General features: G+C 62.5%; 21 protein-coding genes. 5 read left to right on the forward strand and 16 right to left on the reverse strand.

What is annotated here, in order from left to right:
* Nucleotides 1–155 precede the first annotated feature (155 nt).
* From V0R59_RS09450 to V0R59_RS09465, 4 genes are all read right to left on the reverse strand, one after another.
* Complete coding sequence (locus V0R59_RS09450) at nt 156–530, reverse strand: helicase (RefSeq protein ID WP_330072818.1); 375 nt, start codon at nt 528–530, stop codon at nt 156–158.
* 122 nt (nt 531–652) lie between these two features.
* Nucleotides 653–925, reverse strand: coding sequence for an HU family DNA-binding protein (locus V0R59_RS09455; protein ID WP_330072819.1), 273 nt, complete (start codon nt 923–925; stop codon nt 653–655).
* 186 nt (nt 926–1,111) lie between these two features.
* A complete protein-coding gene (locus V0R59_RS09460) occupies nt 1,112–2,260 on the reverse strand; it encodes an NAD(P)/FAD-dependent oxidoreductase (RefSeq protein ID WP_330072820.1) in 1,149 nt (382 codons plus the stop codon).
* 33 nt (nt 2,261–2,293) lie between these two features.
* A complete protein-coding gene (locus V0R59_RS09465) occupies nt 2,294–2,461 on the reverse strand; it encodes a rubredoxin (protein ID WP_330072821.1) in 168 nt (55 codons plus the stop codon).
* A gap of 160 nt (nt 2,462–2,621) precedes the next feature.
* On the opposite strand from V0R59_RS09465, the gene V0R59_RS09470 reads away from it, so the two are divergent.
* Together V0R59_RS09470 and ubiA are read left to right on the forward strand one after the other, a co-directional pair.
* Entirely contained in the window at nt 2,622–3,188 is a 567-nt protein-coding gene (locus tag V0R59_RS09470) for a chorismate--pyruvate lyase family protein (RefSeq protein WP_330072822.1), read from the forward strand.
* Entirely contained in the window at nt 3,188–4,078 is an 891-nt protein-coding gene (gene ubiA, locus V0R59_RS09475; RefSeq protein WP_330072823.1) for a 4-hydroxybenzoate octaprenyltransferase, read from the forward strand. The genes V0R59_RS09470 and ubiA overlap by 1 nt, the downstream gene beginning before the upstream one ends.
* Before the next feature lie 59 nt (nt 4,079–4,137).
* Here the strand turns inward: ubiA and V0R59_RS09480 are convergent, their stop codons facing one another.
* Entirely contained in the window at nt 4,138–4,506 is a 369-nt protein-coding gene (locus V0R59_RS09480; RefSeq protein ID WP_330072824.1) for a COG4315 family predicted lipoprotein, read from the reverse strand.
* 150 nt (nt 4,507–4,656) lie between these two features.
* On the opposite strand from V0R59_RS09480, the gene phoB reads away from it, so the two are divergent.
* The 3 genes from phoB to V0R59_RS09495 all read left to right on the forward strand — a co-directional run bounded on the left by phoB (nt 4,657) and on the right by V0R59_RS09495 (nt 8,282).
* Nucleotides 4,657–5,346 (forward strand): phosphate regulon transcriptional regulator PhoB, encoded by a 690-nt coding sequence (gene phoB, locus V0R59_RS09485; RefSeq protein WP_075805828.1) that lies wholly within the window; start codon nt 4,657–4,659, stop codon nt 5,344–5,346.
* A 170-nt stretch (nt 5,347–5,516) separates the two neighbouring features.
* Nucleotides 5,517–6,827, forward strand: a complete 1,311-nt coding sequence (gene phoR / locus V0R59_RS09490; RefSeq protein ID WP_375547333.1) for a phosphate regulon sensor histidine kinase PhoR — start codon at nt 5,517–5,519, stop codon at nt 6,825–6,827.
* Nucleotides 6,828–6,941: 114 nt separating this feature from the next.
* A complete protein-coding gene (locus V0R59_RS09495; RefSeq protein ID WP_330072825.1) occupies nt 6,942–8,282 on the forward strand; it encodes a hemolysin family protein in 1,341 nt (446 codons plus the stop codon).
* Nucleotides 8,283–8,288: 6 nt separating this feature from the next.
* On the opposite strand, the gene V0R59_RS09500 is transcribed toward V0R59_RS09495, so the two are convergent.
* The 11 genes from V0R59_RS09500 to V0R59_RS09550 form a co-directional block, all read right to left on the reverse strand.
* The gene (locus V0R59_RS09500) at nt 8,289–9,185 is read right to left on the reverse strand and encodes a peptidoglycan DD-metalloendopeptidase family protein (protein WP_330072826.1); all 897 of its coding nucleotides are present in this window, start codon (nt 9,183–9,185) and stop codon (nt 8,289–8,291) included.
* Nucleotides 9,186–9,365: 180 nt separating this feature from the next.
* Complete coding sequence (locus V0R59_RS09505) at nt 9,366–10,262, reverse strand: response regulator (RefSeq protein WP_330072827.1); 897 nt, start codon at nt 10,260–10,262, stop codon at nt 9,366–9,368.
* A 166-nt stretch (nt 10,263–10,428) separates the two neighbouring features.
* The gene (gene phoU, locus V0R59_RS09510) at nt 10,429–11,184 is read right to left on the reverse strand and encodes a phosphate signaling complex protein PhoU (RefSeq protein ID WP_330072828.1); all 756 of its coding nucleotides are present in this window, start codon (nt 11,182–11,184) and stop codon (nt 10,429–10,431) included.
* Nucleotides 11,185–11,271: 87 nt separating this feature from the next.
* Nucleotides 11,272–12,105: a phosphate ABC transporter ATP-binding protein PstB gene (gene pstB, locus V0R59_RS09515; RefSeq protein WP_330072829.1), complete on the reverse strand. Its 834-nt coding sequence runs from the start codon at nt 12,103–12,105 to the stop codon at nt 11,272–11,274.
* 85 nt (nt 12,106–12,190) lie between these two features.
* Nucleotides 12,191–13,861 (reverse strand): phosphate ABC transporter permease PstA, encoded by a 1,671-nt coding sequence (gene pstA / locus V0R59_RS09520; protein WP_330072830.1) that lies wholly within the window; start codon nt 13,859–13,861, stop codon nt 12,191–12,193.
* An 18-nt stretch (nt 13,862–13,879) separates the two neighbouring features.
* Entirely contained in the window at nt 13,880–16,168 is a 2,289-nt protein-coding gene (locus V0R59_RS09525) for an ABC transporter permease subunit (protein ID WP_330072831.1), read from the reverse strand.
* Between the two features lie 137 nt (nt 16,169–16,305).
* A complete protein-coding gene (locus V0R59_RS09530; protein WP_330072832.1) occupies nt 16,306–17,304 on the reverse strand; it encodes a phosphate ABC transporter substrate-binding protein PstS in 999 nt (332 codons plus the stop codon).
* A gap of 170 nt (nt 17,305–17,474) precedes the next feature.
* Nucleotides 17,475–19,013, reverse strand: coding sequence for a bacteriocin immunity protein (locus tag V0R59_RS09535; protein WP_330072833.1), 1,539 nt, complete (start codon nt 19,011–19,013; stop codon nt 17,475–17,477).
* Between the two features lie 63 nt (nt 19,014–19,076).
* Entirely contained in the window at nt 19,077–19,541 is a 465-nt protein-coding gene (locus tag V0R59_RS09540) for a DUF6392 family protein (RefSeq protein WP_330072834.1), read from the reverse strand.
* Complete coding sequence (locus V0R59_RS09545; RefSeq protein WP_330072835.1) at nt 19,538–22,153, reverse strand: S-type pyocin domain-containing protein; 2,616 nt, start codon at nt 22,151–22,153, stop codon at nt 19,538–19,540. Before V0R59_RS09545 ends, V0R59_RS09540 begins: the two co-directional genes overlap by 4 nt.
* 146 nt (nt 22,154–22,299) lie before the next feature.
* Nucleotides 22,300–23,589 (reverse strand): MFS transporter, encoded by a 1,290-nt coding sequence (locus tag V0R59_RS09550; protein ID WP_330072836.1) that lies wholly within the window; start codon nt 23,587–23,589, stop codon nt 22,300–22,302.
* Between the last annotated feature and the right edge of the window lie 281 nt (nt 23,590–23,870).

Raw genomic sequence — 23,870 nt, forward strand, 5'->3', positions numbered from 1 at the left:
CGGGCGTCCCCAAAAACTGCGCACACACCACCCCCCCTTCGTGCGCGGGGGCGTGGGGGGCGCGGTTCCCCCCGCGATGAGGCCGGTGAATTCACCACTGCAATCGCGGGTGAACCCGCTCCCACAAGGTCCGCGTAATGTTTGAGCTTCTTGTTTCAGCCTTTCTTCTTCGGTTTCAGGTACTTCATCAAGCCCTGGAACCAGATCACCAGCGCCGGATTGCCCTTGATCTGGATGCTCTTGTCCTGAATCCCCTGCATGAACGCCAGTTGCTTGTTCTTCGCCTGCAGGGTCTCGAAGCCGAATGCCGCATCCTTGAACGCAATGGCGAAGGCGGGCTCCGGATAGGTGCCGCCGCTGCTGCTGATACGGCTGTCCTTCACGATGAAATGCCGGGCGGCCTTGCCATCCAGGGTCTGGAGCTGGAACACCAGGTCCTTGTCCTTCAGTTGCTGTTGGAACGCCGGATTCTTGCGGCTGGCCCGGGACATCAGCAGCCCCATGGCCCAAAGGAGAAAGCGGAACTTCATGAATGCGCCTCGGTGAAAAAGTGACTGGCGGGCGCAGTTTATCCTTTTAGTGAACGAAATCCACAAAACAAAACGGGCATCCCCTGGGATGCCCGTTCTGGCTGCTGCGCAGGACCATCACGTCAGTTGACGACGTCCTTGAGATTCTTGCCTGGCTTGAATGCCACGGTGTTGCTGGCCTTGATCTTGACCGGTTCGCCGGTTTGCGGGTTCTTGCCGGTGCGGGCACCGCGGTGACGCTGTTCGAAGGTACCGAAACCGACCAGGGTCACGGATTTCTTCTGCCCCAATGCGTTGGTGATTTCTTCCAGCAGGGCGTTCAGTACACGGTTGGCCTGCTCTTTGGTGAGGTCGGCCTTTTCGGCGATGGCTGCGGCGAGTTCGGGTTTACGCATGGTGAAGCCTCTTTGACGGAAATTTTTGTTGTTATGCCGTGCTGCCCTCAAGCAGCGCCCAAGGCACCGCAGGCTCTAAACTGCGGCAGACGGAAGTGAGGATGGCACGCCGCCAAGGGCCGCGCCAGTGTCAGCGCGGCCATTGAGCGGGCAATGGAAGGGTAAATCCGACAGAACGACCGGTATTTACGCCAGCAGGGCCGGAAGCTGGCGATTCAATGCCAACTTCTCCATCACCGCAGTGCCAGTGAGTGCGTAACCCAGCAGTTGCCCCTGAGCATCGTGGCAGAGCACTTTCAGGTCGCCACCCTGGCCTTCGACGCTCCATTTTCCTTCCGTGCCGAAGGGCGGAGGCGATACCACCAATGGGCACACCGGGGTTTTCACGGTGACCGGCATCGGCCCGTAGCTGACTGCCGTCGGCTTGCCGGCCAAGGTTTGCGCCAGCGCCCGTGCGCCAGTCATCAGGGGCATCACGTAGAGCAGGTTGAGACCATCGACCTCGGCACAATCGCCCAGGGCGAAGATATTGGCGTGGGACGTACGCAACTCCCGGTCCACCACCACGCCGCGATTGATGCGCAAGCCGGCGGCGGCGGCGAGGTCGGTGCGCGGCCTCAGGCCGACCGCCGACACCACCAGCTCGCAGCCGATGACGGAACCGTCCGACAGATGCGCCTCAAGCCCTTCGCCCACCCGTTGCAGGCGGTTCAGTACCGGGCCCAGGTGGAAACGCACGCCCAAGCCTTCCAGGCCAGCCTGGACCGCCGCCGCAGCTGCCGGATGCAGCAGGGTCGGCATGACCTGTTCGCACGGCGCCACCAGCTCCACCTCGAAACCGCCGAGACTCATGTCATTGGCGAATTCGCAGCCGATCAGGCCGGCGCCGAGGATCAGCACCCGGCGCTTGCCGACCGCAGCGGCGCGGAACCGTGCGTAGTCTTCGAGATCGTTGATCGGGAACACCGCATCGCCAGCGTCGCCCTCGATCGGCACCCGCACGGTCTCCGCGCCCCAGGCCAGGACCAGGTCGCGGTAGCGCACCTGTTCCTCGCCGATCCACAGCCGCTTGTGGCCCGGATCGATGCCGCTGATGCGGGTATGGGTGCGGATCTCGGCCTTGAGCTGGTCGGCCATGGCACCCGGTTCGGCCATGCTCAGGCCGTCGGCGTCCTTGTTCTTGGCAAAACCGGTCGAGAGCATCGGTTTGGAATAGGAGCGGCCATCGTCCGCGCTGATCAGCAGCAACGGCGTCTCGCCGTCGAGCTTGCGAAATTCGCGGGCGAGGTTGTAGCCCGCCAGTCCGGTGCCGATTATCACGACGGGATCGGTCATGCCTTGAATATCCTTGTCAGGGTGAAAAACAGATCAGCCGATGGCGATCATTTCGAAATCGATCTTGCCGACGCCGCAATCCGGGCACAGCCAGTCTTCCGGTACGTCTTCCCAGCGGGTGCCCGGAGCGATGCCGTCGTCCGGCCAGCCCTCGGCCTCGTCATAGATCAGGCCACACACCACGCATTGCCACTTTTTCATCACTCGCTCTCCTCATTTCAGGCTCGGGGCGATCTTGCTTTTATCGAATGGGCGATCAGCCCTCAGCGGGCTTTGTACTGACCCCGGCCAGACGATGCAAGCCGCCCTGATAAACATGTTAAGCTCCGGCGCTTCACTGGCCTGTAACCGTCTATCTACCGTGCCAAACGAATCCCCGCATTACCCCGCCGCACAATGGACGCCGCATACGCCGCGGCTCGCCGCGAAGACCCCGGCGCTGATCCTCGACTGGCTGTTCGACCAGGGCTCCTTGACCCGTCGTCTGACCCGTCTTTCCACTGACAATTTCTCCGTGACCCCGCTGTTCGAAGGCTGGCAGCCGCTGCGCGATGACGAATGCCTGAGCCTGGGCCTGGCGCCCGGCAGCGAAGGCTGGGTCCGCGAGGTGTACCTGCGTGGTCATGGCGAGCCGTGGGTGTTCGCCCGCAGCGTGGCCGGCCGCGAGGCCCTGCGCGACGACGGCCTGGACATGGAGGCGCTGGGCAGCCGCTCGCTGGGCGAACTGCTGTTCTGCGACCAGGGCTTCGCCCGCCAGGCCATCGAGGTCTGCCATTACCCGTCTGCCTGGCTGCCCGCCGAACAGGCCGCCGACGACCTGTGGGGCCGGCGCTCGCGCTTCGACCGGGGTGCTCTGCGCCTGCTGGTGGCCGAAGTGTTCCTGCCTGCCCTGTGGCAGGCCAGCGCAGCGTTCAAGGAGGTGCGCTGATGTACCTGGATCTGCTCAAGTCGCTCAACCGCCTGCACCCGCGGGCCTGGGACTTCATCCAGCTCAGCCGCATGGACAAGCCGATCGGCATCTACCTGCTGCTGTGGCCGACCCTGTCGGCGGTGTGGATCGCCGGCAATGGCTCGCCAACCCTGGCCAACGTGCTGATCTTCCTGTTCGGCGTGGTGTTCATGCGTGCCGCCGGCTGCGCGATCAACGACTTCGCCGACCGCAAGGTGGATGGCCACGTCAAGCGCACCGCCGAGCGCCCGCTGGCCGCCGGGCGGATCAGCGCCCGCGAAGCCCTGGCCCTGTTCGCCATCCTCGTGTCGATCAGCTTCCTGCTGGTGCTGTGCACCAACCAGAAGACCGTGCTGCTGTCGTTCGGCGCCGTGGCGCTGGCGGCGTGCTATCCGTTCATGAAGCGCTACACCTACTACCCGCAGGTGGTCCTCGGCGCCGCCTATTCCTGGGGTATCCCCATGGCCTTTACCGCAGCCACCGGCGAGCTGCCGGCGATCGCCTGGCTGCTGTACATCGCCAACCTGCTGTGGACCGTGGGCTATGACACCTACTACGCCATGGTCGACCGCGACGACGACCTGAAAATCGGCGTGAAATCCACGGCGATCCTGTTCGGCGAGGCCGATCGCATCATCATCCTGTCGCTGCAGGGCGCGTCGCTGCTGTGCCTGTTGCTGGCAGGCAACCAGTTCGGCCTGGGGGGCTGGTTCCATCTGGGGCTGCTGGGTGCGGCGCTGTGCTTCGCCTGGGAATACTGGTCGACCCGCGGGCTGGAGCGGGAAGCCTGCTTCAAGGCGTTCCTGCATAACCATTGGGCGGGGTTCATCATCTTTGTCAGCATCGTGATCGATTACGCGACCCGCTGATTCTTCTGTTTTTGCTGATGGCCCCATCGCTGGCAAGCCAGCGATGAGGCCCTCAAGCCTTACGGCTTGGCCGCGTGCCACACATCCTTCATGCCATCACCGGTCATGTCCCCGGCTTTCTTGTCCTTGACGAAGGTGTACAGCGGCTTGCCGTCATAAGCCCACTGCATGCTGCCATCGTCGCGCTTGATCTGCGTCCACTTGCCCTCGGCCTTGTCGCCCGCCTTCGCCGCCAGCGGCGGCCAGTTGGTGGCGCAGTCGCCGTTGCACATGGACTTGCCACCGCTGTCCTTGTCGAAGGTGTAGAGGGTCATGCCGGCGTGGTCCACCAGCATGCCGCCCTTCTCCATGGCCGGCTGCGCCGCTGCCACCCCCGGGATTGCCAGGGTTGCGCAAAGCGCCATCCAGTTCAGCGTATGTCGTGTCATTGGATTCACCGTTTTTGTTGAATAGCAGGACTCTCAAGCCTAGTTCAGTAACAGGAAGTTGCTGCAACGGCCCCCGACCTGTCACACAGCTGCAATAATTCCGTTATCTAATGCGGGCCAAGACACCTGAAGCTGGGGAGAGGTTTAAGCATGGTTGGCAGAAACATTCTGATCGTTGACGACGAAGCGCCAATTCGCGAGATGATCGCCGTTGCATTGGAAATGGCCGGCTATGACTGCCTGGAGGCCGAGAACTCGCAGCAGGCGCATGCCATCATCGTCGACCGCAAGCCGGACCTGATCCTGCTCGACTGGATGCTGCCGGGCACTTCCGGCATCGAGCTGGCCCGCCGCCTGAAGCGCGACGAGCTGACCAGCGACGTGCCGATCATCATGCTCACCGCCAAGGGTGAGGAAGACAACAAGATCCAGGGCCTGGAAGTCGGCGCCGACGACTACATCACCAAGCCGTTCTCGCCGCGCGAGCTGGTCGCCCGTCTCAAGGCGGTCCTGCGCCGTGCCGGCCCGACCGATGGCGAAGCGCCAATCGAAGTCGGCGGCCTGCTGCTCGACCCGATCAGCCACCGCGTGACTATCGATGGCAAGCCTGCCGAGATGGGCCCGACCGAATACCGCCTGCTGCAATTCTTCATGACCCACCAGGAACGCGCCTACACCCGTGGCCAATTGCTGGACCAGGTCTGGGGCGGCAACGTCTACGTCGAGGAACGCACCGTCGACGTACACATCCGTCGCCTGCGCAAGGCACTGGGTGATGCCTACGAAAATCTGGTACAAACCGTTCGCGGCACGGGCTATCGGTTCTCGACCAAGAGCTGAGGAACAGCCGTAAGCTGCAAGCCGAAAGCTGCAAGAAACAGCACAACCGATGTGCTCCGACTTGCAGCTTGGAGCTTACCGCTCAAGAAGAGCACAAGCATTAAGACGATCCGCTTCAATCTTGCAGCTTACCGCTTGCAACTTGCAGCTGATCCGCAAGGATCCCGCAATTGAACCAGAACTGGCACGGCACCCTGATTCGCCACATGCTGCTGCTGATCACCGTCTGCCTGCTGGTCGGACTGGTCAGCGGCTACTACGGCTGGAGCCTGGCCCTGGGCCTGGCGGTCTACCTGGGCTGGACCCTCAAGCAGATGCTGCGCCTGCACCACTGGCTGCAAGCACACAAACCCGACGAGCCGCCACCGGATGGCTACGGCCTGTGGGGTGAGGTGTTCGACAGCATCTACCACCTGCAACGCCGCGACCAGCGCGTCCGCGGGCGCCTGCAAGCGGTGATCGACCGCGTCCAGGAATCCACCGCCGCGCTGAAGGACGCAATCATCATGCTCGACAGCGAAGGCAACCTGGAATGGTGGAACCGCGCCGCCGAGACCCTGCTGGGCCTGAAGACTCCGCAGGACAGTGGTCAGGCCGTGACCAACCTGGTTCGCCATCCGCGCTTCAAGGAATACTTCGAACAGGAAAACTACGTCGAGCCGCTGGAAATTCCGTCACCGATCAGCGACCGGATGCGTATCCAGTTCCATATCACCCGCTACGGCAACAACGAGCACCTGATGCTGGTGCGCGACGTGACCCGCATCCACCAGCTGGAGCAGATGCGCAAGGACTTCGTCGCCAACGTCTCCCACGAGCTGCGCACGCCGCTGACGGTGATCGCCGGCTACCTGGAGACCCTGCTGGACAACGTCGAGGACGTGAACCCGCGCTGGGTCCGCGCCCTGCAGCAGATGGCGCAACAGGGCTCGCGCATGCAGACCCTGCTCAACGACCTCCTGCTCCTGGCCAAGCTGGAAGCCACCGACTATCCGTCGGACAACCATCCAGTGCCGGTCGACAGCCTGCTGCAATCCATCAAGGGCGATGCCCAGGCCCTGTCCGGCCAGCGTAACCAGCGCATCACGCTGGAAGCCCAGCCCGGCATCCGCCTCAAGGGCAGCGAGGCGGAACTGCGCAGCGCCTTCTCCAACCTGGTGTTCAACGCCGTGAAGTACACCCAGGACGAAGGCAACATCCGCATCCGCTGGTGGGCCGACGAGCAGGGCGCGCACCTCAGCGTGCAGGACTCCGGCATCGGCATCGACGCCAAGCACCTGCCGCGCCTGACCGAACGCTTCTACCGGGTCGACTCCAGCCGCGCCTCCAACACCGGCGGCACCGGCCTGGGCCTGGCAATCGTCAAGCACGTGCTGCTGCGCCACCGCGGCCGCCTGGAGATCAGCAGCGTGCCGGGCCATGGCAGCACCTTCACCTGCCACTTCCCCAGCGCCCAGCTCGCCCCACAAAGGGCCTACTGATCCAGCGCACTTTGCATTTGCGCCCTCAGCCGCTACATTGGCGGACCGGTGCCAGCATCAGCTGGCACCTATTTCTTACTATTTCAAGAACACGGAACCCCGTAAAACCCCATCATGGATCCTTCCTCCAGTATCAGTCTCGCCTCTCTTTTCGCCGACTTCGGCATGATTCTCTTCGCCCTGCTCCTGGTCCTGCTCAACGGCTTCTTCGTTGCCGCAGAGTTCGCCATGGTCAAGCTGCGCTCGACCCGCGTCGAGTCGATCGCAGAACAGCACGGCTGGCGGGGCAGCATCCTGCGCACCGTACACAGCCAGCTGGACGCCTACCTGTCCGCCTGCCAGCTGGGTATCACCCTCGCCTCGCTGGGCCTGGGCTGGGTCGGTGAGCCGGCCTTCGCCCACCTCCTGGAGCCGCTGCTGGCCGCAGTCGGCGTGCAGTCGCCGGAAATCATCAAGGCCGTCTCGTTCTTCAGCGCCTTCTTCGTGATTTCCTACCTGCACATCGTGGTCGGCGAGCTAGCCCCCAAGTCCTGGGCCATCCGCAAGCCGGAGCTGCTGTCGCTGTGGACCGCGGTACCGCTGTACCTGTTCTACTGGCTGATGTACCCGGCCATCTACTTGCTCAACGCCAGCGCCAACGCCATCCTGCGCATCGCCGGCCAGGGCGAACCGGGTCCGCACCACGAGCACCATTACAGCCGCGAGGAACTGAAGCTGATCCTGCACTCCAGCCGCGGCCAGGACCCCAGCGACCAGGGCATGCGCGTACTGGCTTCGGCGGTGGAGATGGGCGAGCTGGAAGTAGTCGACTGGGCCAACTCCCGGGAAGACATGATCAGCCTCGACGTCAACGCGCCGCTGAAGGAAATCCTGGCGATGTTCCGTCGCCACAAGTTCAGCCGCTACCCGGTGTACGACGCCGAGCGCGGCGAGTTCGTCGGCCTGCTGCACATCAAGGACCTGCTCCTGGAACTGGCGGCCCTGGACCATGTGCCGGAGTCGTTCAACCTGGTCGAGCTGACCCGTCCGCTGGAGCGCGTGTCCCGGCACATGCCGCTGTCGCAACTGCTGGAGCAGTTCCGCAAGGGCGGCGCGCACTTCGCCCTGGTCGAGGAAGCCGACGGCAAGGTCATCGGCTACCTGACCATGGAAGACGTGCTGGAAGTGCTGGTCGGCGATATCCAGGACGAACACCGCAAGACCGAACGCGGCATCCTCGCCTACCAGCCAGGCAAGCTGCTGGTACGGGGCGACACCCCGCTGTTCAAGGTCGAGCGCCTGCTGGGTATCGACCTCGACCATATCGAGGCGGAAACCCTCGCCGGCCTGGTCTACGAGACGCTAAAGCGGGTCCCGGAAGAGGAAGAAGTGCTGGAAGTCGAAGGCCTGCGCATCATCATCAAGAAGATGAAAGGGCCGAAGATCGTGCTGGCCAAGGTGCTCAAGCTCGATTGAGCCGCCTCACGGGTTGCCGGCAGTAAAGCTTGGCAACCCACCGACGGGCTGGTTGAACTGGTAGGGAATCGACTCCACCGCCAGCCCGACATTGCGCTGCACCACGAAATGCAGGTGCGGCGCGGTGCTCCTCCCGGTATTCCCCGAACGCGCCAGCGGCGTGCCGTACGCCACCTGCTGGCCCTCACGCACCACCACCGAACCGCGCATCAAGTGCAGGTACACGCCCATGGTGCCGTCGTTGTGCAGGACCCTGACGAAGTTGCCCGACGGCTGCGTGCCCCGCCCGCTCTGCTGGTTCTCGATCTTCACCACCACCCCGGCCCGGGCGGCGATGATCGGCGTACCCTCGGGCATGGCGATATCCATGGCATAGCGGCCTTTCGGACCGAAATGGCTGAAGCGCCCGTTGGGCCCCTGGGTCAGGCGGAACGGCCCGCCGCGCCACGGCAAGGGATAACGATAGGCCTGGGGCCGCTGCGCGGGATCGCCGAGGGCGGTACGGAAGGTTTCCCGGTAGCTGACCTTCTGTCCCGGACGTACGGCGGTGAGGCCGGTCAGCGCCACCGTGGCCCGTGGCCCGATCACCCGACGCACCACCCGCGGCCCGCTTTCCCGGGCGTTGCCCAGGCGCTCCAGGCGCAGTTCCACTTCCACCGGCGCATAGAGTTCGTTGTACACCGAGAAGTGCACGCCCTGGGGATGGGGGGTGGTCTGCAGGTGCACCTGGCTGTCGAGCTTCTCGTCCATGCGGTCGCGGAACACGAAGGGCCGCGAGCCGACCATGGGGCGGTCGGAGTAGGTCACCACGCCGTAGGCGTCGCGACTCTGGTAGATGGTCATGGCCAGCGCCGGTCCGGCGGATAACAGCAGTGCGCAGAACAGCAGGAGGCGAGATGGCATGGCAGGAAGCCTTCCGACGACGGGGTTGTTTCGGGTCTGTCGTCGAAGACTAGCAGTGCACTGTTACGGTAGAAGGCGGGGAAACGGCTTGAGAGGGTTGCAACCGATCAGCGGTGGCAATTTGCCGCTAAACGGCCATCAAACACTGCGGGAGCGAGCAAGCTAGCTCCCGCAGATGAATCAGGCGCTCGGGATGTACTGCTTCTGCGCGGTACCACGGGCGATCAGGCGCGACAGGTAGTCGAGCTTCTGCGCGTCCTGGTCGACGAAACGGAAGATCAGTTGCAGCCAGTCGCTGTCCGGCTTTGGCTCCAGGGCCGCCACCGAGTGCAGGTAGCCGTTGAGACGGGCGACTTCCGACTGTTCGCCCTGTTCCAGGTCGAGCACGGCACCTTCCAGCACCTGCGGCAGGGCATCGCTGCGGCGAACCACCAGCGAAGCTTCCTTCAACGTCAGGGCCTTGATGATGCACGGCTGGTTGCCGCTGGACAGGCGCAGCTGGCCCTGGCCACGACCGGTAGGGGGCGCGGGCTGGGTCGGTACCGGCGGGGCGCTGATCAGCGGCTTGGCGGCCGGAGCCGCAGCCGGCGCATTTGGCGCGGCAGGCTTGGCGCCGCCGGTCAGAGCCGACAAGGAATCGTTTGCGAAGCCAGTCGAGGAACGCGCCGGGCCACCCGCCATGGCGGCGTCGAGCTTGCCGACCTTGGCCAGGGCTTTCTTCACCTTGGTCAGCAACTGTTCGTTGGTGAACGGCTTGCCGACATAGTCGGAAACACCGGCATGGATCGCCTGCACCACGTTTTCCTTGTCGCCACGGCTGGTCACCATGATGAACGGCAAGGCCTTGAGCGCATCCTGCTGACGGCACCAGGTCAGCAGTTCGAGACCGGACATCTCCGGCATCTCCCAGTCGCACAGGACCATGTCGAAGGCTTCCTTGGCCATCAGGGCCTGGGCCTTGCGCCCGTTGACCGCATCTTCGATGACCATGCCGGGGAAATAGTTACGCAGGCATTTCTTTACCAGGTCGCGGATGAACGGCGCATCATCCACAACAAGCACACTGACTTTACTCATCGCCACTCCTTCCTGATCCCGACTAGCATAACGTTGACTGATGGCGATTTGCCAAAACTTCGGTCACGCCGGGACACAACAACATATTCGTTCGCGGGTGCCTTCTATTGCGCTGCCGCAAACGAAAACGCCCGGCCAGAGCCGGGCGTCAGTTCTCGGGGCAACCTTATTTATCGTCAGTTTCAGCCGGAACATTAGGCACTTCGGCGCCTTGTACTTCTTCTTTCATGCGCTTGAGGCCCAGGTGACGCACGTCGGTGCCGCGCACCAGGTAGATCACCAGCTCGGAGATGTTGCGCGCGTGGTCACCGATCCGCTCCAGCGAACGCAGGGCCCAGATGACGCTGAGCACGCGCGAGATCGAACGCGGGTCTTCCATCATGTAGGTGACCAGCTCGCGCAGGGCGGTCTTGTACTCGCGGTCGATGGTCTTGTCGTACTGGGCCACGGACAACGCCAGGTCGGCGTCGAAGCGGGCGAAGGCGTCCAGGGCGTCACGCACCATGTTGCGTACCTGGTCGCCGATGTGACGGACTTCGACGTAGCCACGCGGCGACTCGCCTTCCTCGCACAGCTGGATGGCACGGCGGGCGATCTTGGTCGATTCGTCGCCGATGCGCTCCAGGTCGATCACCGACTTGGAGATGCTGATGATCAGGCGCAGGTCGGACGCGGCAGGCTGGCGACGGGCGAGGATGCGCACGCACTCCTCGTCGATGTTGCGTTCCATCTGGTTGATCTGCTCGTCGACTTCACGCACCTGCTGGGCCAGGCCGGAATCGGCCTCGATCAGCGCGGTGACCGCGTCGTTTACCTGTTTCTCGACCAGGCCGCCCATGGCCAGGAGGTGGCTGCGCACCTCTTCGAGCTCGGCGTTGAACTGCTGGGAGATGTGATGGGTGAGGCTGTCTTTATCGATCATGCTTTCGCTCCGCAAAGCTGCCGGCTCCGAGCCGCAAGCTTCAAGTCATTCGTGTCTGTCCCGGGCACCTGGCGCTTGCGCCTGTTCCTAGCCGTAGCGACCGGTGATGTAGTCTTCGGTCTGCTTCTTGGCCGGGTTGGTGAACAGGGTGTCGGTATCGCCGAACTCGACCAGTTTGCCCATGTACATGAACGCGGTGTAGTCGGAGACCCGCGCCGCCTGTTGCATGTTGTGGGTCACGATGACGATGGTGTACTTGGATTTCAGCTCGTAGATCAGCTCTTCGACCTTCAGGGTCGAGATCGGGTCGAGTGCTGAGCACGGTTCGTCGAGGAGCAGGACTTCCGGCTCGACGGCGATGGTACGGGCGATGACCAGACGCTGCTGCTGACCACCGGACAGGCCCAGGGCCGAGTCGTGCAGACGGTCTTTCACTTCGTCCCACAGGGCCGCGCCCTTGAGTGCCCACTCGACGGCCTCGTCGAGCACGCGCTTCTTGTTGATGCCCTGGATGCGCAGGCCGTAGACCACGTTTTCATAGATGGTCTTGGGGAACGGGTTGGGCTTCTGGAACACCATGCCGACGCGGCGGCGCAGTTCGGCAACGTCTTCGCCCTTGCGATAGATGTTGTTGCCGTACAGGTTGATGGCGCCCTCGACGCGGCAGCCATCCACCAGGTCGTTCATGCGGTTGAAGGTCCGCAGCAGGGTCGACTTGCCGCAGCCGGACGGGCCGATGAAGGCGGTCACGCGCTGTTTCGGAATGTTCATCTGCACGTCGAACAGGGCTTGTTTCTCGCCGTAGAACAGGCTCAGGCCGGGTACTTCGATGGCCACGGTTTCTTCGGCCAGGCGCAGGCTCTGTTTGTCGCGACCCAGGGCCGACATATCGATGCCGTGGGCGTGGGATTCATGCTGCATGGTCAGACTCCATACGCTATCAATTTCGTTTCATCGCACCGCCCGGCGCTGGGCACGGGCGGCAATCGCAAAAAAGGGGTGTCGATCAGCTGTCCAGCGCCTTGTACTTCTCGCGCAGGTGGTTACGGATCCACACCGCCGAAAGGTTCAGGGTGGCGATCACCAGCACCAGCAGCAGCGCGGTGGCGTACACCAGCGGACGGGCGGCCTCGACGTTCGGGCTCTGGAAGCCGACATCATAGATGTGGAAGCCCAGGTGCATGATCTTCTGGTCCAGGTGCAGATACGGGTAGTTGCCGTCCACCGGCAGCGAAGGCGCCAGTTTCACCACGCCCACCAGCATCAGCGGTGCCACCTCACCGGCGGCACGGGCCACCGCGAGGATCATGCCGGTCATCATCGCCGGGCTGGCCATCGGCAGGACGATCTTCCATAGGGTCTCGGCCTTGGTCGCGCCCAAGGCCAGGGAGCCCTCGCGCACGGTCCGCGGGATCCGCGCCAGGCCTTCCTCGGTGGCGACGATCACCACAGGTACCGCCAGCAGGGCCAGGGTCAGCGAGGCCCAGAGCAGACCCGGGGTACCCAGGGTCGGCGCCGGCAGCGCTTCAGGGAAGAACAGGCGGTCGAGCGAGCCACCCAGCACGTAGACGAAGAAGCCCAGGCCGAATACGCCATAGACGATCGCCGGAACACCGGCCAGGTTGTTCACCGCGATGCGGATCAGGCGGGTCACCGGGCCCTGACGAGCGTATTCGCGCAGGTAGACTGCGGCCAGTACGCCGAACGGGGTCACGATCACGGCCATGATGAGGGTCATCATCACGGTACCGAAGATGGCCGGGAAGATACCGCCCTCGGTGTTGGCTTCACGCGGGTCGTCGCTGAGGAATTCCCAGACCTTGCTGAAATACACGCCCATCTTGGTGGCCAGGCCCATGCCGTTAGGCTGGTAGGCGTGCACCACCTTGCTCAGGTTGATCTCCACTTCGCGGCCGTTGCCGTCGCGGGCGACCAGGGCATCGCGGGCGAAGTCCTGGTGCAGGGTGCCCAGACGCTCTTCGATGGCCTTGTAGCGGTTGTTCAGCTCGGCGCGCTCGGCTTCGATATCGGCCTGGGCGGCGGCGTCCAGCTTGCCTTCCAGTTCCAGCTTGCGGCTGTGCAGGCGCAGGCGTTCGAGGCCATGGTTGATGGCGCCGATGTCCTTTTTCTCAAGGCTCTGCAGATCGCGGGCAAGCTTCTCGGAGCGGGCCAGACGGTTTTGCAGTTCGGCCCAGGCGGCCTGGCCTTCAGCGACGACCTTGCCGTTTTCCTTGACGCTGACCAGGTAGCCGTAGAAGTTGCCCCACTCGCGGCGCTCCAGGGCAATCAGCTCGGCCGGACGCTGCTGGTCGACCAGCCACTCACCGACCACCCAGGTGAAGTCGCTGCCGTTCAGGTCGCGGTTACCGACCTTGATCAGTTCGCGGGTCATGAACTCCGGGCCGTCATCCGGCACCGGTAGGCCGGCACCTTTCAGACGCGCACGTGGCACTTCTTCCTTCTGTACCACCTCGCCAACCACCACGTGCGCGGGTTGGCCCGGCACGTTGTAGCTGGCCTGGATCAGGTCAGCGGGCCAGAAGTGACCCAGGCCGCGGACGGCGATCACGGCGAGCAGGCCGATGGTCATGATGACCGCGATGGCAACCGAGCCACCGCTGATCCAGACGCCGGGGGCGCCGCTCTTGAACCAACTGTTGAGGGAATCCTTTTTCACGGATCTCTACCTTCTCTATCAAAGCGACGAGTATTTCTTGCGCAGACGCTGGCGAATCAGCTCGGCCAAGGTGTTCATGATGAACGTGAACATCAGGAGCACCAGCGCGGCGAGGAACAGGACGCGGTAATGGCTGCCGCCGACTTCCGATTCGGGCATTTCCACCGCGACGTTGGCCGCCAGGGTGCGCATGCCTTCGAACAGGTTCAGCTCCATCACCGGCGTGTTGCCGGTGGCCATCAGCACGATCATGGTTTCACCCACGGCGCGGCCCATGCCGATCATCAGCGCGGAGAAGATGCCCGGGCTGGCGGTCAGGATGACCACGCGGGTCAGGGTCTGCCATGGCGTGGCACCCAGCGCCAGCGAACCCAGGGTCAGGCTGCGCGGCACGCTGAACACGGCGTCCTCGGCGATCGAGTAGATGTTCGGGATGACCGCGAAGCCCATGGCGATGCCGACTACCAGGGCGTTGCGCTGGTCGTAGGTGATGCCCAGGTCGTTGGTGATCCACAGGCGCATGTCGCCACCGAAGAACCAGGTTTCCAGGAACGGGCTCATGTACAGGGCGAACCAGCCGGTCACCAGGATCACCGGGATCAGGATCGCGGCTTCCCAGCCATCCGGGACGCGCAGGCGGATCGACTCCGGCAGGCGGCTCCAGCTGAAGCCGGCGACCAAGATGCCCAGCGGCAGCAACAGCATCAGGCTGAACACACCCGGCAGGTGACCTTCGAGGTACGGCGCGAGGAACAGGCCGGCGAAGAAGCCGAGGATCACCGTCGGCATCGCTTCCATCAACTCGATCACCGGCTTGACCTTGCGGCGCATGCCGGGCGCCATGAAGTAGGCGGTGTAGATAGCGGCGGCGATGGCCAGGGGAGCTGCGAGGATCATCGCGTAGAACGCGGCCTTCAGGGTACCGAAGGTCAGCGGCGACAGGCTCAGCTTGGGTTCGAAGTCGGTGTTCGAGGCGGTCGACTGCCAGACATATTTAGGCTCGTCATAGTTCTCGTACCAGACCTTGCCCCACAGCGCGCTGAAGGAGACTTCCGGGTGCGGGTTCTTCAGGGTCAGCGGCTGCAGCTTGTTGCCTTCCTCGATGAACACGCGGTTGGCGCGTGGCGACAGGGCCAGGATGCCCGGGCCTTCGACCGCCTGCTCGACCAGCAGGGTACGGTGCGCGGTGCTGTGGAACACACCGAGCTTGCCGGCGGCGTCCAGGGCGATGAAGCCCTTGCGGCGCTCTTCGGCATCGATCTGCACGATCGGGGCATCGCTCATCTTGAAGTCGCGGATGCGCTTCAGGCGCTGCTCGCCATCCGGGTCGCGGGCCATGAACCACTGCGAAAGGACGCCCTTGGAGTCACCGATGATCAGCGAGATGCCGCCGACCAGCTGGGCGCTGGCAGTGATTTCGACGTTGCCGTCCTCGGCCAGCTTGTAGCGACCGTTGAGGCTCTTGTCGCGCAGGCTGAACACGTCGGCCTGGGCGCGACCGTTGATCACGTACAGCCACTGCTGGCGCGGGTCGATGAAGATCTGCTTCACCGGCTCGGTCATCTGCGGCAGGTCGATGCGGTTCTGCTCGTTGGTGACTTCGCCGGTCATCATGTTTTCCGAACGGCTCAGTTGCAGCACCTGCAGATGCGCGCCGGCGGAACCGGTAAGCATCAGGGTGTCGCCGTTGACGTTCAGGCTCACGTGTTCCAGCGCACGACCCTCGTTGTCCAGGGCGATGGGCTCCTGGCCGTAGGGGAAGTCGATGGCCGGTGTGATGGTTTTCTTGTTGTCCGGGTAGGTGATCTTGTAGGTGTGGTGGAACACCAGCACCTGACCATTGGACAGGCCCAACACGATCAGCGGGCTACCCGGCTGGTCGGCACCGATCGACGTCACCTGGACGCCAGCCGGCAGGGGCAGCTCGACGCGCTTGATCTCGGCGCCGGTCTTGGTATCGAAGAACAGGGCCTGGCCCTTGTCGGAGACACGCATGCCGACGAGGTTCTGCTCTTCCAGGGCAATCATCAGCGGTTTACCCGCGTCCTGTTGCAGCCAGGTTGGCTCCAGGGCCTTCTTGCTGGTCAGGCTCGCGCCCTGGAACAGCGGCACGACCACATAGGCCAGGTAGAAGAAGATCAGGGTGATCGCCGCCAGCACGGCAAGCCCGCCTACCAGTACATACCAGCGGGTCAGGCGATCCTTGAGCGCGCGAATGCGGCGCTTGCGTTGCAACTCGGGCGTATTGAAATCAATCCGCACGGGGGGAGAATTTTGGGTCATTGTGGAGTTGGCCAGATCATTCATGCGCACACCCTAGCGGTCCCGTATGACAGAAACATGACAATGCAGTGACGCAAAAAAGCCCGCCGCGCAGATGTCCTGGCAGCGGACTGAGAATTTGCAGCGGGGCTCGGCATCCTCCGAACCCCGCCTGGTCACACTTAGTTCTTGGCTACACCGGCAGCGTGGGTCAGACCCAGGTCAGCCAGGGCTTTCTCAGCCACTTTGGCTGGCAGCGGGATGTAGCCGTCCTTCACTACCACTTGCTGGCCGGCTTGCGACAGGACCAGCTTCACGAACTCGGCTTCCAGCGGGGCCAGAGGCTTGTTCGGGGCCTTGTTGACGTAGACGTACAGGAAGCGCGACAGCGGGTAGGTGCCGTTCAGGGCGTTGGCTTCGTTGTCTTCAACGAACTCGCCGCCTTCTTTCTTGGCCAGGGCTACGGTCTTGACGCTAGCAGTCTTGTAGCCGATGCCCGAGTAGCCGATGCCGTTCAGCGAGGAGCTGATCGACTGAACAACGGAAGCCGAACCTGGCTGCTCGTTGACGTTAGGCTTGAAGTCACCTTTGCACAGGGCTTCTTCCTTGAAGTAGCCGTAGGTGCCGGATACCGAGTTACGGCCGAACAGCTGGACTGGCTTGTTGGCCAGGTCGCCGGTCACGCCCAGGTCGCCCCAGGTCTTGACGTCGGCCTTGCCACCGCACAGGCGGGTGGAGGAGAAGATGGCATCGACCTGGGCCATGGTCAGGCCTTTGATCGGGTTGTCCTTGTGAACGAAGACAGCCAGGGCGTCAACGGCAACCGGGATGGCAGTCGGCTTGTAGCCGTACTTCTGCTCGAACGCCTGCAGCTCGACGTCCTTCATCTTGCGGCTCATAGGGCCGAGGTTGGCGGTGCCTTCGGTCAGCGCGGGTGGCGCTGTGGAGGAACCGGCGGCCTGGATCTGGATGTTTACGTTCGGGTATTCCTTCTTGTACGCCTCAGCCCACAGCGTCATCAGGTTGGCCAGGGTATCGGAACCAACGCTGGAGAGGTTGCCCGACACACCGGTGGTCTTGGTGTAGGTCGGAATAGCTGGGTCAACAGCGGCTACCGCGTTGGCGGTGGCAACGCCAGCGGCGACAAAGGTCAGGGCCGCCATCAAACGCTTCAGTTTCATGCCTTGCTCCTAGCAGGAATTCGGGGGTGAGATGGATCGGGCCCAAGTATCTGCAGGCCGCATGACTACTCTATGACTCGAATATGACAATTAGATGAAAAGCCATCAGTTGCCGTGGGCGCGAAATATGGTTGCGCAAGCCATCTCTCTCCCCTGCTCTGTCCCGCTGGTTACAGAGGAATACCCCCGCTGCGCTTGAACATCAGGTAAAGCGGATCGAGCCCGCTGTCCGTCGGAAAGACCAGCACGCAATCGTCAAAAACTACCGGACCATTTGTTTCCAAAGATTCCATCAGCGGCGTTTCAGGCGTTCTAACCAGTCCTCCCATGGGATAAGTTGCGGGCGCCTCCGGCGAAAGGTCTTGAATACCCACCGACCTGTGCCAGTGAATGACCATGGGCGTCTGGCCTGACACTGCAAGGCTGAAGGTTGCACTGGACGGCTCCCGCGCCACCATTACTACAGGCACTTTCGATGACAGGCTGTCGCCGCTGGTCGGGGTCAGGCATACCTGCTGGAGCTCGGTGATCGCTTTCAAGCCGACAGCGATCTTTCCTGGAGTGACTGGAGCACTTCGCGGGAACAGGCGATAAGGCAAATCTACCTGAGCCCCACTTCGGGCAAGCTGCTGCCAGTCATGCCCATCGATTGGCATGAAATCACCAAGTGGCACGCTGACGACATATCCGTCGTGACTTTTCCAATGATCGTAGAAGAAGCCCGCGACTCCCGAAAAAGTGCCAGGGTGCTCGGCATTGAGAGAAGTCGCCTGCCAAGCGAATTCTGCTATCGCCGAACGAATCGACTGTTTCATTGCATCCAGCTCCCGGCGCCCGATGGCCGCGCTGTCGGTGGCGAACATCAGGCACGGACGCAACTGGGCTGGCCACGAGGTGATCTGCACGACATGCGGTGCTTGCTGTGTTTGCGCCCCTGGAGCCGACAGACGATGAGCGAGATGAGCTTCTGCTTCCTCGAATAGCGGCATGCAACGGTCATGCAGTTGACGATGGCGTCGTTCAACATCGGCCAATGCTTCCAGATAGCGATTGCTGGCGGCAGTGACGATCGCCAAGACGTCTGACTGGATGCCCGGATCGCGAAACGGACTGGTGACATCCCGCTCGGCACCCGATTTGGCGAACTGGACCTTCTGTTTCATGAACTCGAGCTTGTTAATCGCACGGACCATATCGGACTGAGTCCTTTCAAGCCGAGTCATTTCTTCTATATGTCCGGCAATGGTGCGCGAATCGAGCGTCTGAGCCTGCCATTCATCCAACAAGCGGCCAAGGTGCAACATTGCCTGGTCGACCGCCTGCACAGCGGCATCGACGTCGGCAACCAACTGGCGTGCCTTGGCCAGGTCCTGCTGTGATGCCAGGACCTTTCGCTCCTGCTGGCTCAGGCGAAGGGACGGCCCAGGGGGAGCCTGCGGTGCAGGTTCGTTCCTGAAAGCGGCCAGACCCTTGCTGTTGTGCCAGTTCTGAACATGGAACACGACGTTGTCGATTGAATGGACGCTGGCAGTGTCGCTGTCCGGAGGATAGAAGATCAGGTCCGAGCCCAATGGATGGCCAACGATGCTATCGAAGTGGTTGATCAGCAGGGTACGGGTATCGTTGTCGGTTTCACCGTGCCAGATTGCCGAGACCAGTGCCTTGAACTCGTCACGGGTGTAGTCGGATAGTTGTGCTTTGAATTCCATTTCAACAGATCCATTTGAGGGGGAAATGCCACCATGCGGCCGTAGCAAGGTGGCAATCAGTAATTATTTTCCTAGAGCGAAAACGATGGTTTTTACCTGCATATCCGCGGTGTACTGGAACTGCAGTTCGACACCAGGAAACATCTCTTCGTCATAGATGTATGATGCCCATCCCCCAGTCTGACCAATGGGTTCGGGCATTCTTACCGGACCTCTAGACGCTACTGGATCACCGAACAAATCGATCACCATTTCCTGATCCATTTCTGAGAAAAACTCCTCTGGAAGCTCACCCAGATATTTTGTCGTGGAAGGTGTTGTTGTCCTCAACGTTATAAAGAGCGCTGTAAAGACTTTGTCGTCCGGTAGAAAGTCCAGTTCCAGCCCCTGCTCCAGTGTGATGTGCCGCCTTTCCGATCCTGGGTAAATTTCCTGAAGCTCCAAGTCGGGAATAACGTGATTCGCCACGAGATCGGCGTGAGACCGCCCCAGATACTCAAGAATTTTTTCAAGCTCGCTTGCCCTCATTCAGTCCACCCCTGCGATTTGTATAGTTCGTGCAGTTTCTGACGCGCCTGCTCAATATCTGACTCTTTCAAGCCATACTCCAAGAGCCCCGACTTCAGGGCATCAACGTTGCTGTTCACTCCGGCTTTCAGATCGATAGAATCCTGTATCTGTTTATCTCTGCTATTTCTACCGCCATATGTCTCACTGAACTTCCTGTGAATTTCACTCGGGATAGCCATGCTAGGAGCTTTACGAACTGCGTCATCGATTTCACCACTGGTCATTTCCGGAAAATTTCTTCGTATAAACAGTTCCAATGCTTTCTTTGAGACGATGTGATCAATATCCAGACCGTCTTTCACACTATCTCGCCCCAGATCACTGTATGGCCCCACGTCCAGTGGATCCGAGAAAACGAGACCCGACGTCGGCAGCTCGACCCCTCCTCCATAACCAGGAATAGTGGACCCGGTTTGTCCTCCGTCCAGGCCTGGAAGTGTTTCGATTTGTGGTCGGTAGGGATCCAGTTCGGCACCTGGAATCGTTCCCGGCAGCGTTGGCCCTTGGGGCAGATCCGTCGAGCCAAGCAGATCGCTACCCGGCGGTACTAGCGGCGTCCAGGTGCGACGCCCACCCGAGGAATGCGCCAGCGACTTCGCCGCTTCGAGAGAAATCGGCTCGCCCAGTTGTAGCCATGGTGCAAAAGGCCGGGTCTCGGGTCGTACGCCAACGGCACTGGCAGGCGTCTGCAGGCTGATCTGGTCGAGATCGTAGGGCGCCGTTCCCAGGGCACCTTGCAGGTAGCGCACCTCCAACTCGCGACGTTGGCCAACCCAACTGCTTTTCGGCGCATAAGGTGCAAGACCATCAGCGATACGCCGCTGGTTGGGCTCGCTGAAGTCCCAACCGGGAGCGGCCTCTTGACTGATTGCCTGCCACAGGGCGCGCTCGAAGCCAGCAAACGAGGCGAAGGCCTTGCCCCGCAGCGTAGCGGCTGCCTTTGCCGGGATGCCCGCACCACCCGGCTGCGTGCTGGCTTGCCACCAGCTCACAGTGGCAGCTTGTCCGGTGCCACTGACAACGCCCGTTCCAACCGGCGGCACGTCGAACGAGAAGTACACGGGCACCATGCCCGGGATGCAGACGATGCAGTCCTTGATACGGAAATCCGCACCATCCGGAGCGGCAAACACCTCCGGCTCGCCCGACAGCAGGCCCGACGATGGGTGTGGCTCAAGCCTTGGCAAGTCTCCCGGCGCGGGATCGGCGCTGAACACCAGGTCACGGTCGGTAGCCGCCGCCCCTTCTGCCCGGAAGGTGTTGGTCAGCGGGTCGAAAACAGCGCTTCTGACCGGAACCCGGGACGGGATGTCCTCACCGGTGCTGGCGACGATGATCGCGGTCGTTCCTTGATGCGTTTCCAGCTTCACCCGGTAATCGAGCTCGGCCATCTGCCCTGCATCAGCCAGTGCTTGCAGATCCTGCCCCGGACGCACACCCATCAGGTCAGACGAAATACCAATACCCTGGAGCCGTTGGCGCTGCTCTGTCGTAAGCTCCGAGTTTCCAGTCTCGGGAATATGGAAAGCGGCAACCAAGGCCGGGTGCTTGAATACCTTGGTCGCTAGCAGCCCGGCTGCACTCAACTCCTGGACTGCGGCCCTGACCAGGCGCTCGATGTCCTTGCCCACCTCCTGCACGACCTCGGAACCACCCCAGGCCAAAACCACCCCGCCTGCACTGGCCGCCATCGGCATCGTCAGCGAATTGGCCTCGCGGATCCGCTTGAGCCGAAGGTTTTCGTCCGCCAGTTGCTTGAACCGGACCCGCTCCTCGCGCAATTCCTTGTATTGCCTCTGGCGCTCCCATTCCTCCTCGCGGGCCTTCCACACCACCTTCTGCTCGGCATGGCTGGCCGCAAGGGCGTTGGATCGCTCAGTCAGCTGGCGGATGGCTTCAGAAAGCAGCTGCGCTTCCTGGGCCGCGATGTAGGCAGCCTCCCAGTCCTGATGAAGTTGCTGGAAGGCTTGGCTGGAGCCCTGTTGCGCAAGGCGTTGCGCGTAGTCCTGCGCGGTGCGCTGGAGCGGGTCCTGACCGTCGAAAGCCAGAGCCATCTGGGTCTTGCGCTGCAGCTCGGCGGCCTTCGCCGCGATGATCTCCTCGATCACCTGTCTTTCCCGGGTGATCAGATGCAGTTGCCAGCGCTCGCTGCCGTCATAGGCGGGATATTTGCGGACCGCTTCCAGCTCGGTCTTCAGCGCTTGCCCGACATTCTCCCGCTGGGCGGTGTAATGCCGGTCGATGGTGGCCTGGGTGGCCTGCTGGGTTTGCGAGAAGTGCGCCACCCATTGCCGGTGGGCTTCGGCTTGGGCTGCTGCCTGGGCGGCAAGCTGTTGCTGATGCGCCGCGTCGGCAGCGGCCTGTTGCTCGGCACGGCGTTTGGCGATGGCTTCTGCCCGGGCCCTGGCACGCTTCTTCGCCCGCCTGCGGCTCGACCCTCCGAAACCGCCCGAAAATCCACCGCCACCTCCGATGGTGAAAAAGCCACCGTCCCTCGGTCCTTGCGTTTCAACGGAACCGTCGCGGATAACCACGTCGCCCGTCGAGTTATCGGGTAATCCCTTGTCCATACAGAATCTCCTTGTCTGTATGGCGCAGGGTGTCGGGCGGGGAGAAAGCGGCTGAGGTAGATCTTTATGCCCGGGTGAAGGGCATATGAATCAGCATGTTGCAAAGGCGCCGCCGCCGGATTGCCCGGCAGCGGCAAGGGCTTGCGTCAGCGTTTGGTCGCCAGCAGGTACAGGCCGACCAGGAAGCCGATGGTGCAGATTCCGGCGACGTACATCGCCGGTGCCATCGGGCTGAACTTGAGCAGTGCGGTGACCGCCATCGGGGTCAGGCCGCCGAAGATGGCGTAGGCAACGTTGTAGGAGAACGACAGGCCGCTGAAGCGCACCACCGGCGGGAAGGCGCGAACCATCACGTAGGGCACGGCGCCGACGATGCCGACGCAGAGGCCGGTCAGGGCATACATGGGGAACAGCAGGTCCTTGTGCTCGGCGAGGGTGTGGTAGAAGGTCCACGAGGTGAACAGCAAGGCCAGGCTACCCAGGACAAATACACGACCCGCACCAAAGCGGTCGACCAGCTTGCCGGCACCGACACAGCCCAGGGTCAGGAACACGATGGCCAGGCTGTTGGCCTGCAGCGCAATGCTCGGGGTGAAGCCATAGACGGTCTGCAACACGGTGGGAGTCATCAGGATCACCACGATGATCCCGGCGGAGAGCAGCCAGGTCAGCAGCATCGACAGGACGATGGCGCCACGGTGGTCACGCAATACCGCACGCAGCGGCACTTCCTCGGCCAGCGCCTTGCGCTGTTGCAGCTCGGCGAACACCGGGGTCTCGTGCAGCCAGCGACGCAGGTACACGGAGAACAGGCCGAACACGCCGCCCAGCAGGAACGGGATGCGCCAGGCGTAGTCGGAGACTTCCGTCGGCGTGTAGACGCTGTTGATCAGGGTCGCCACCAGCGAGCCGAGCAGGATGCCGGCGGTCAGGCCGGCGGTCAGGGTGCCGCAGGCGAAGCCGGTGTTGCGTGCCGGCACGTGCTCGGAGACGAACACCCAGGCACCCGGCACTTCACCGCCGATCGCCGCACCCTGGATCACCCGCATCAGCAGGAGCAGGATCGGCGCCGCCATGCCGATCTGCGCGTAGGTCGGCAGCAGGCCCATGATCAGGGTCGGCACGGCCATCATGAAGATGCTCAGGGTGAACATCTTCTTGCGCCCCAGCAGGTCGCCGAAGTGGGCCATGACGATGCCACCCAGCGGCCGCGCCAGGTAGCCCGCGGCGAAGATGCCGAAGGTCTGCATCAGGCGCAGCCATTCCGGCATGTCCGCCGGGAAGAACAGCTTGCCCACCACGGTGGCGAAGAATACGAAGATGATGAAGTCATAGAACTCCAGCGCACCGCCGAGGGCGGACAGCGACAGGGTCTTGTAGTCGTTGCGGGTCAGCGGCCGGGCCGGCTGGTCGAGGCTGGAGGGAACCGATGTCATTGAGACTTCTCTTATTGGAAGGTACGCAGGCCTGGCAGCAAGGGTTTTATGGCCTGGAAGAACGTCGAACGATAACAAATTGTCCGAAAGCGACACAGATCTACATAATCCACGCAGATAATCCGGGCTGCATGGTCGTCGGTGTCTGCGAGGCTCTATATACTGGCCCCTCGTAGCAACCGGTTGAGTCCAAGGTGGGATATTGTGCGAAAACGCTGCCAAGTAGGCTTGGTCGGTTTCGCAGAGTTTCCCTTCGCCGCCCTTCGAAACGAAAGCAGCGC

Source organism: Pseudomonas ulcerans, assembly GCF_036324125.1.
GTDB lineage: Bacteria > Pseudomonadota > Gammaproteobacteria > Pseudomonadales > Pseudomonadaceae > Aquipseudomonas > Aquipseudomonas ulcerans.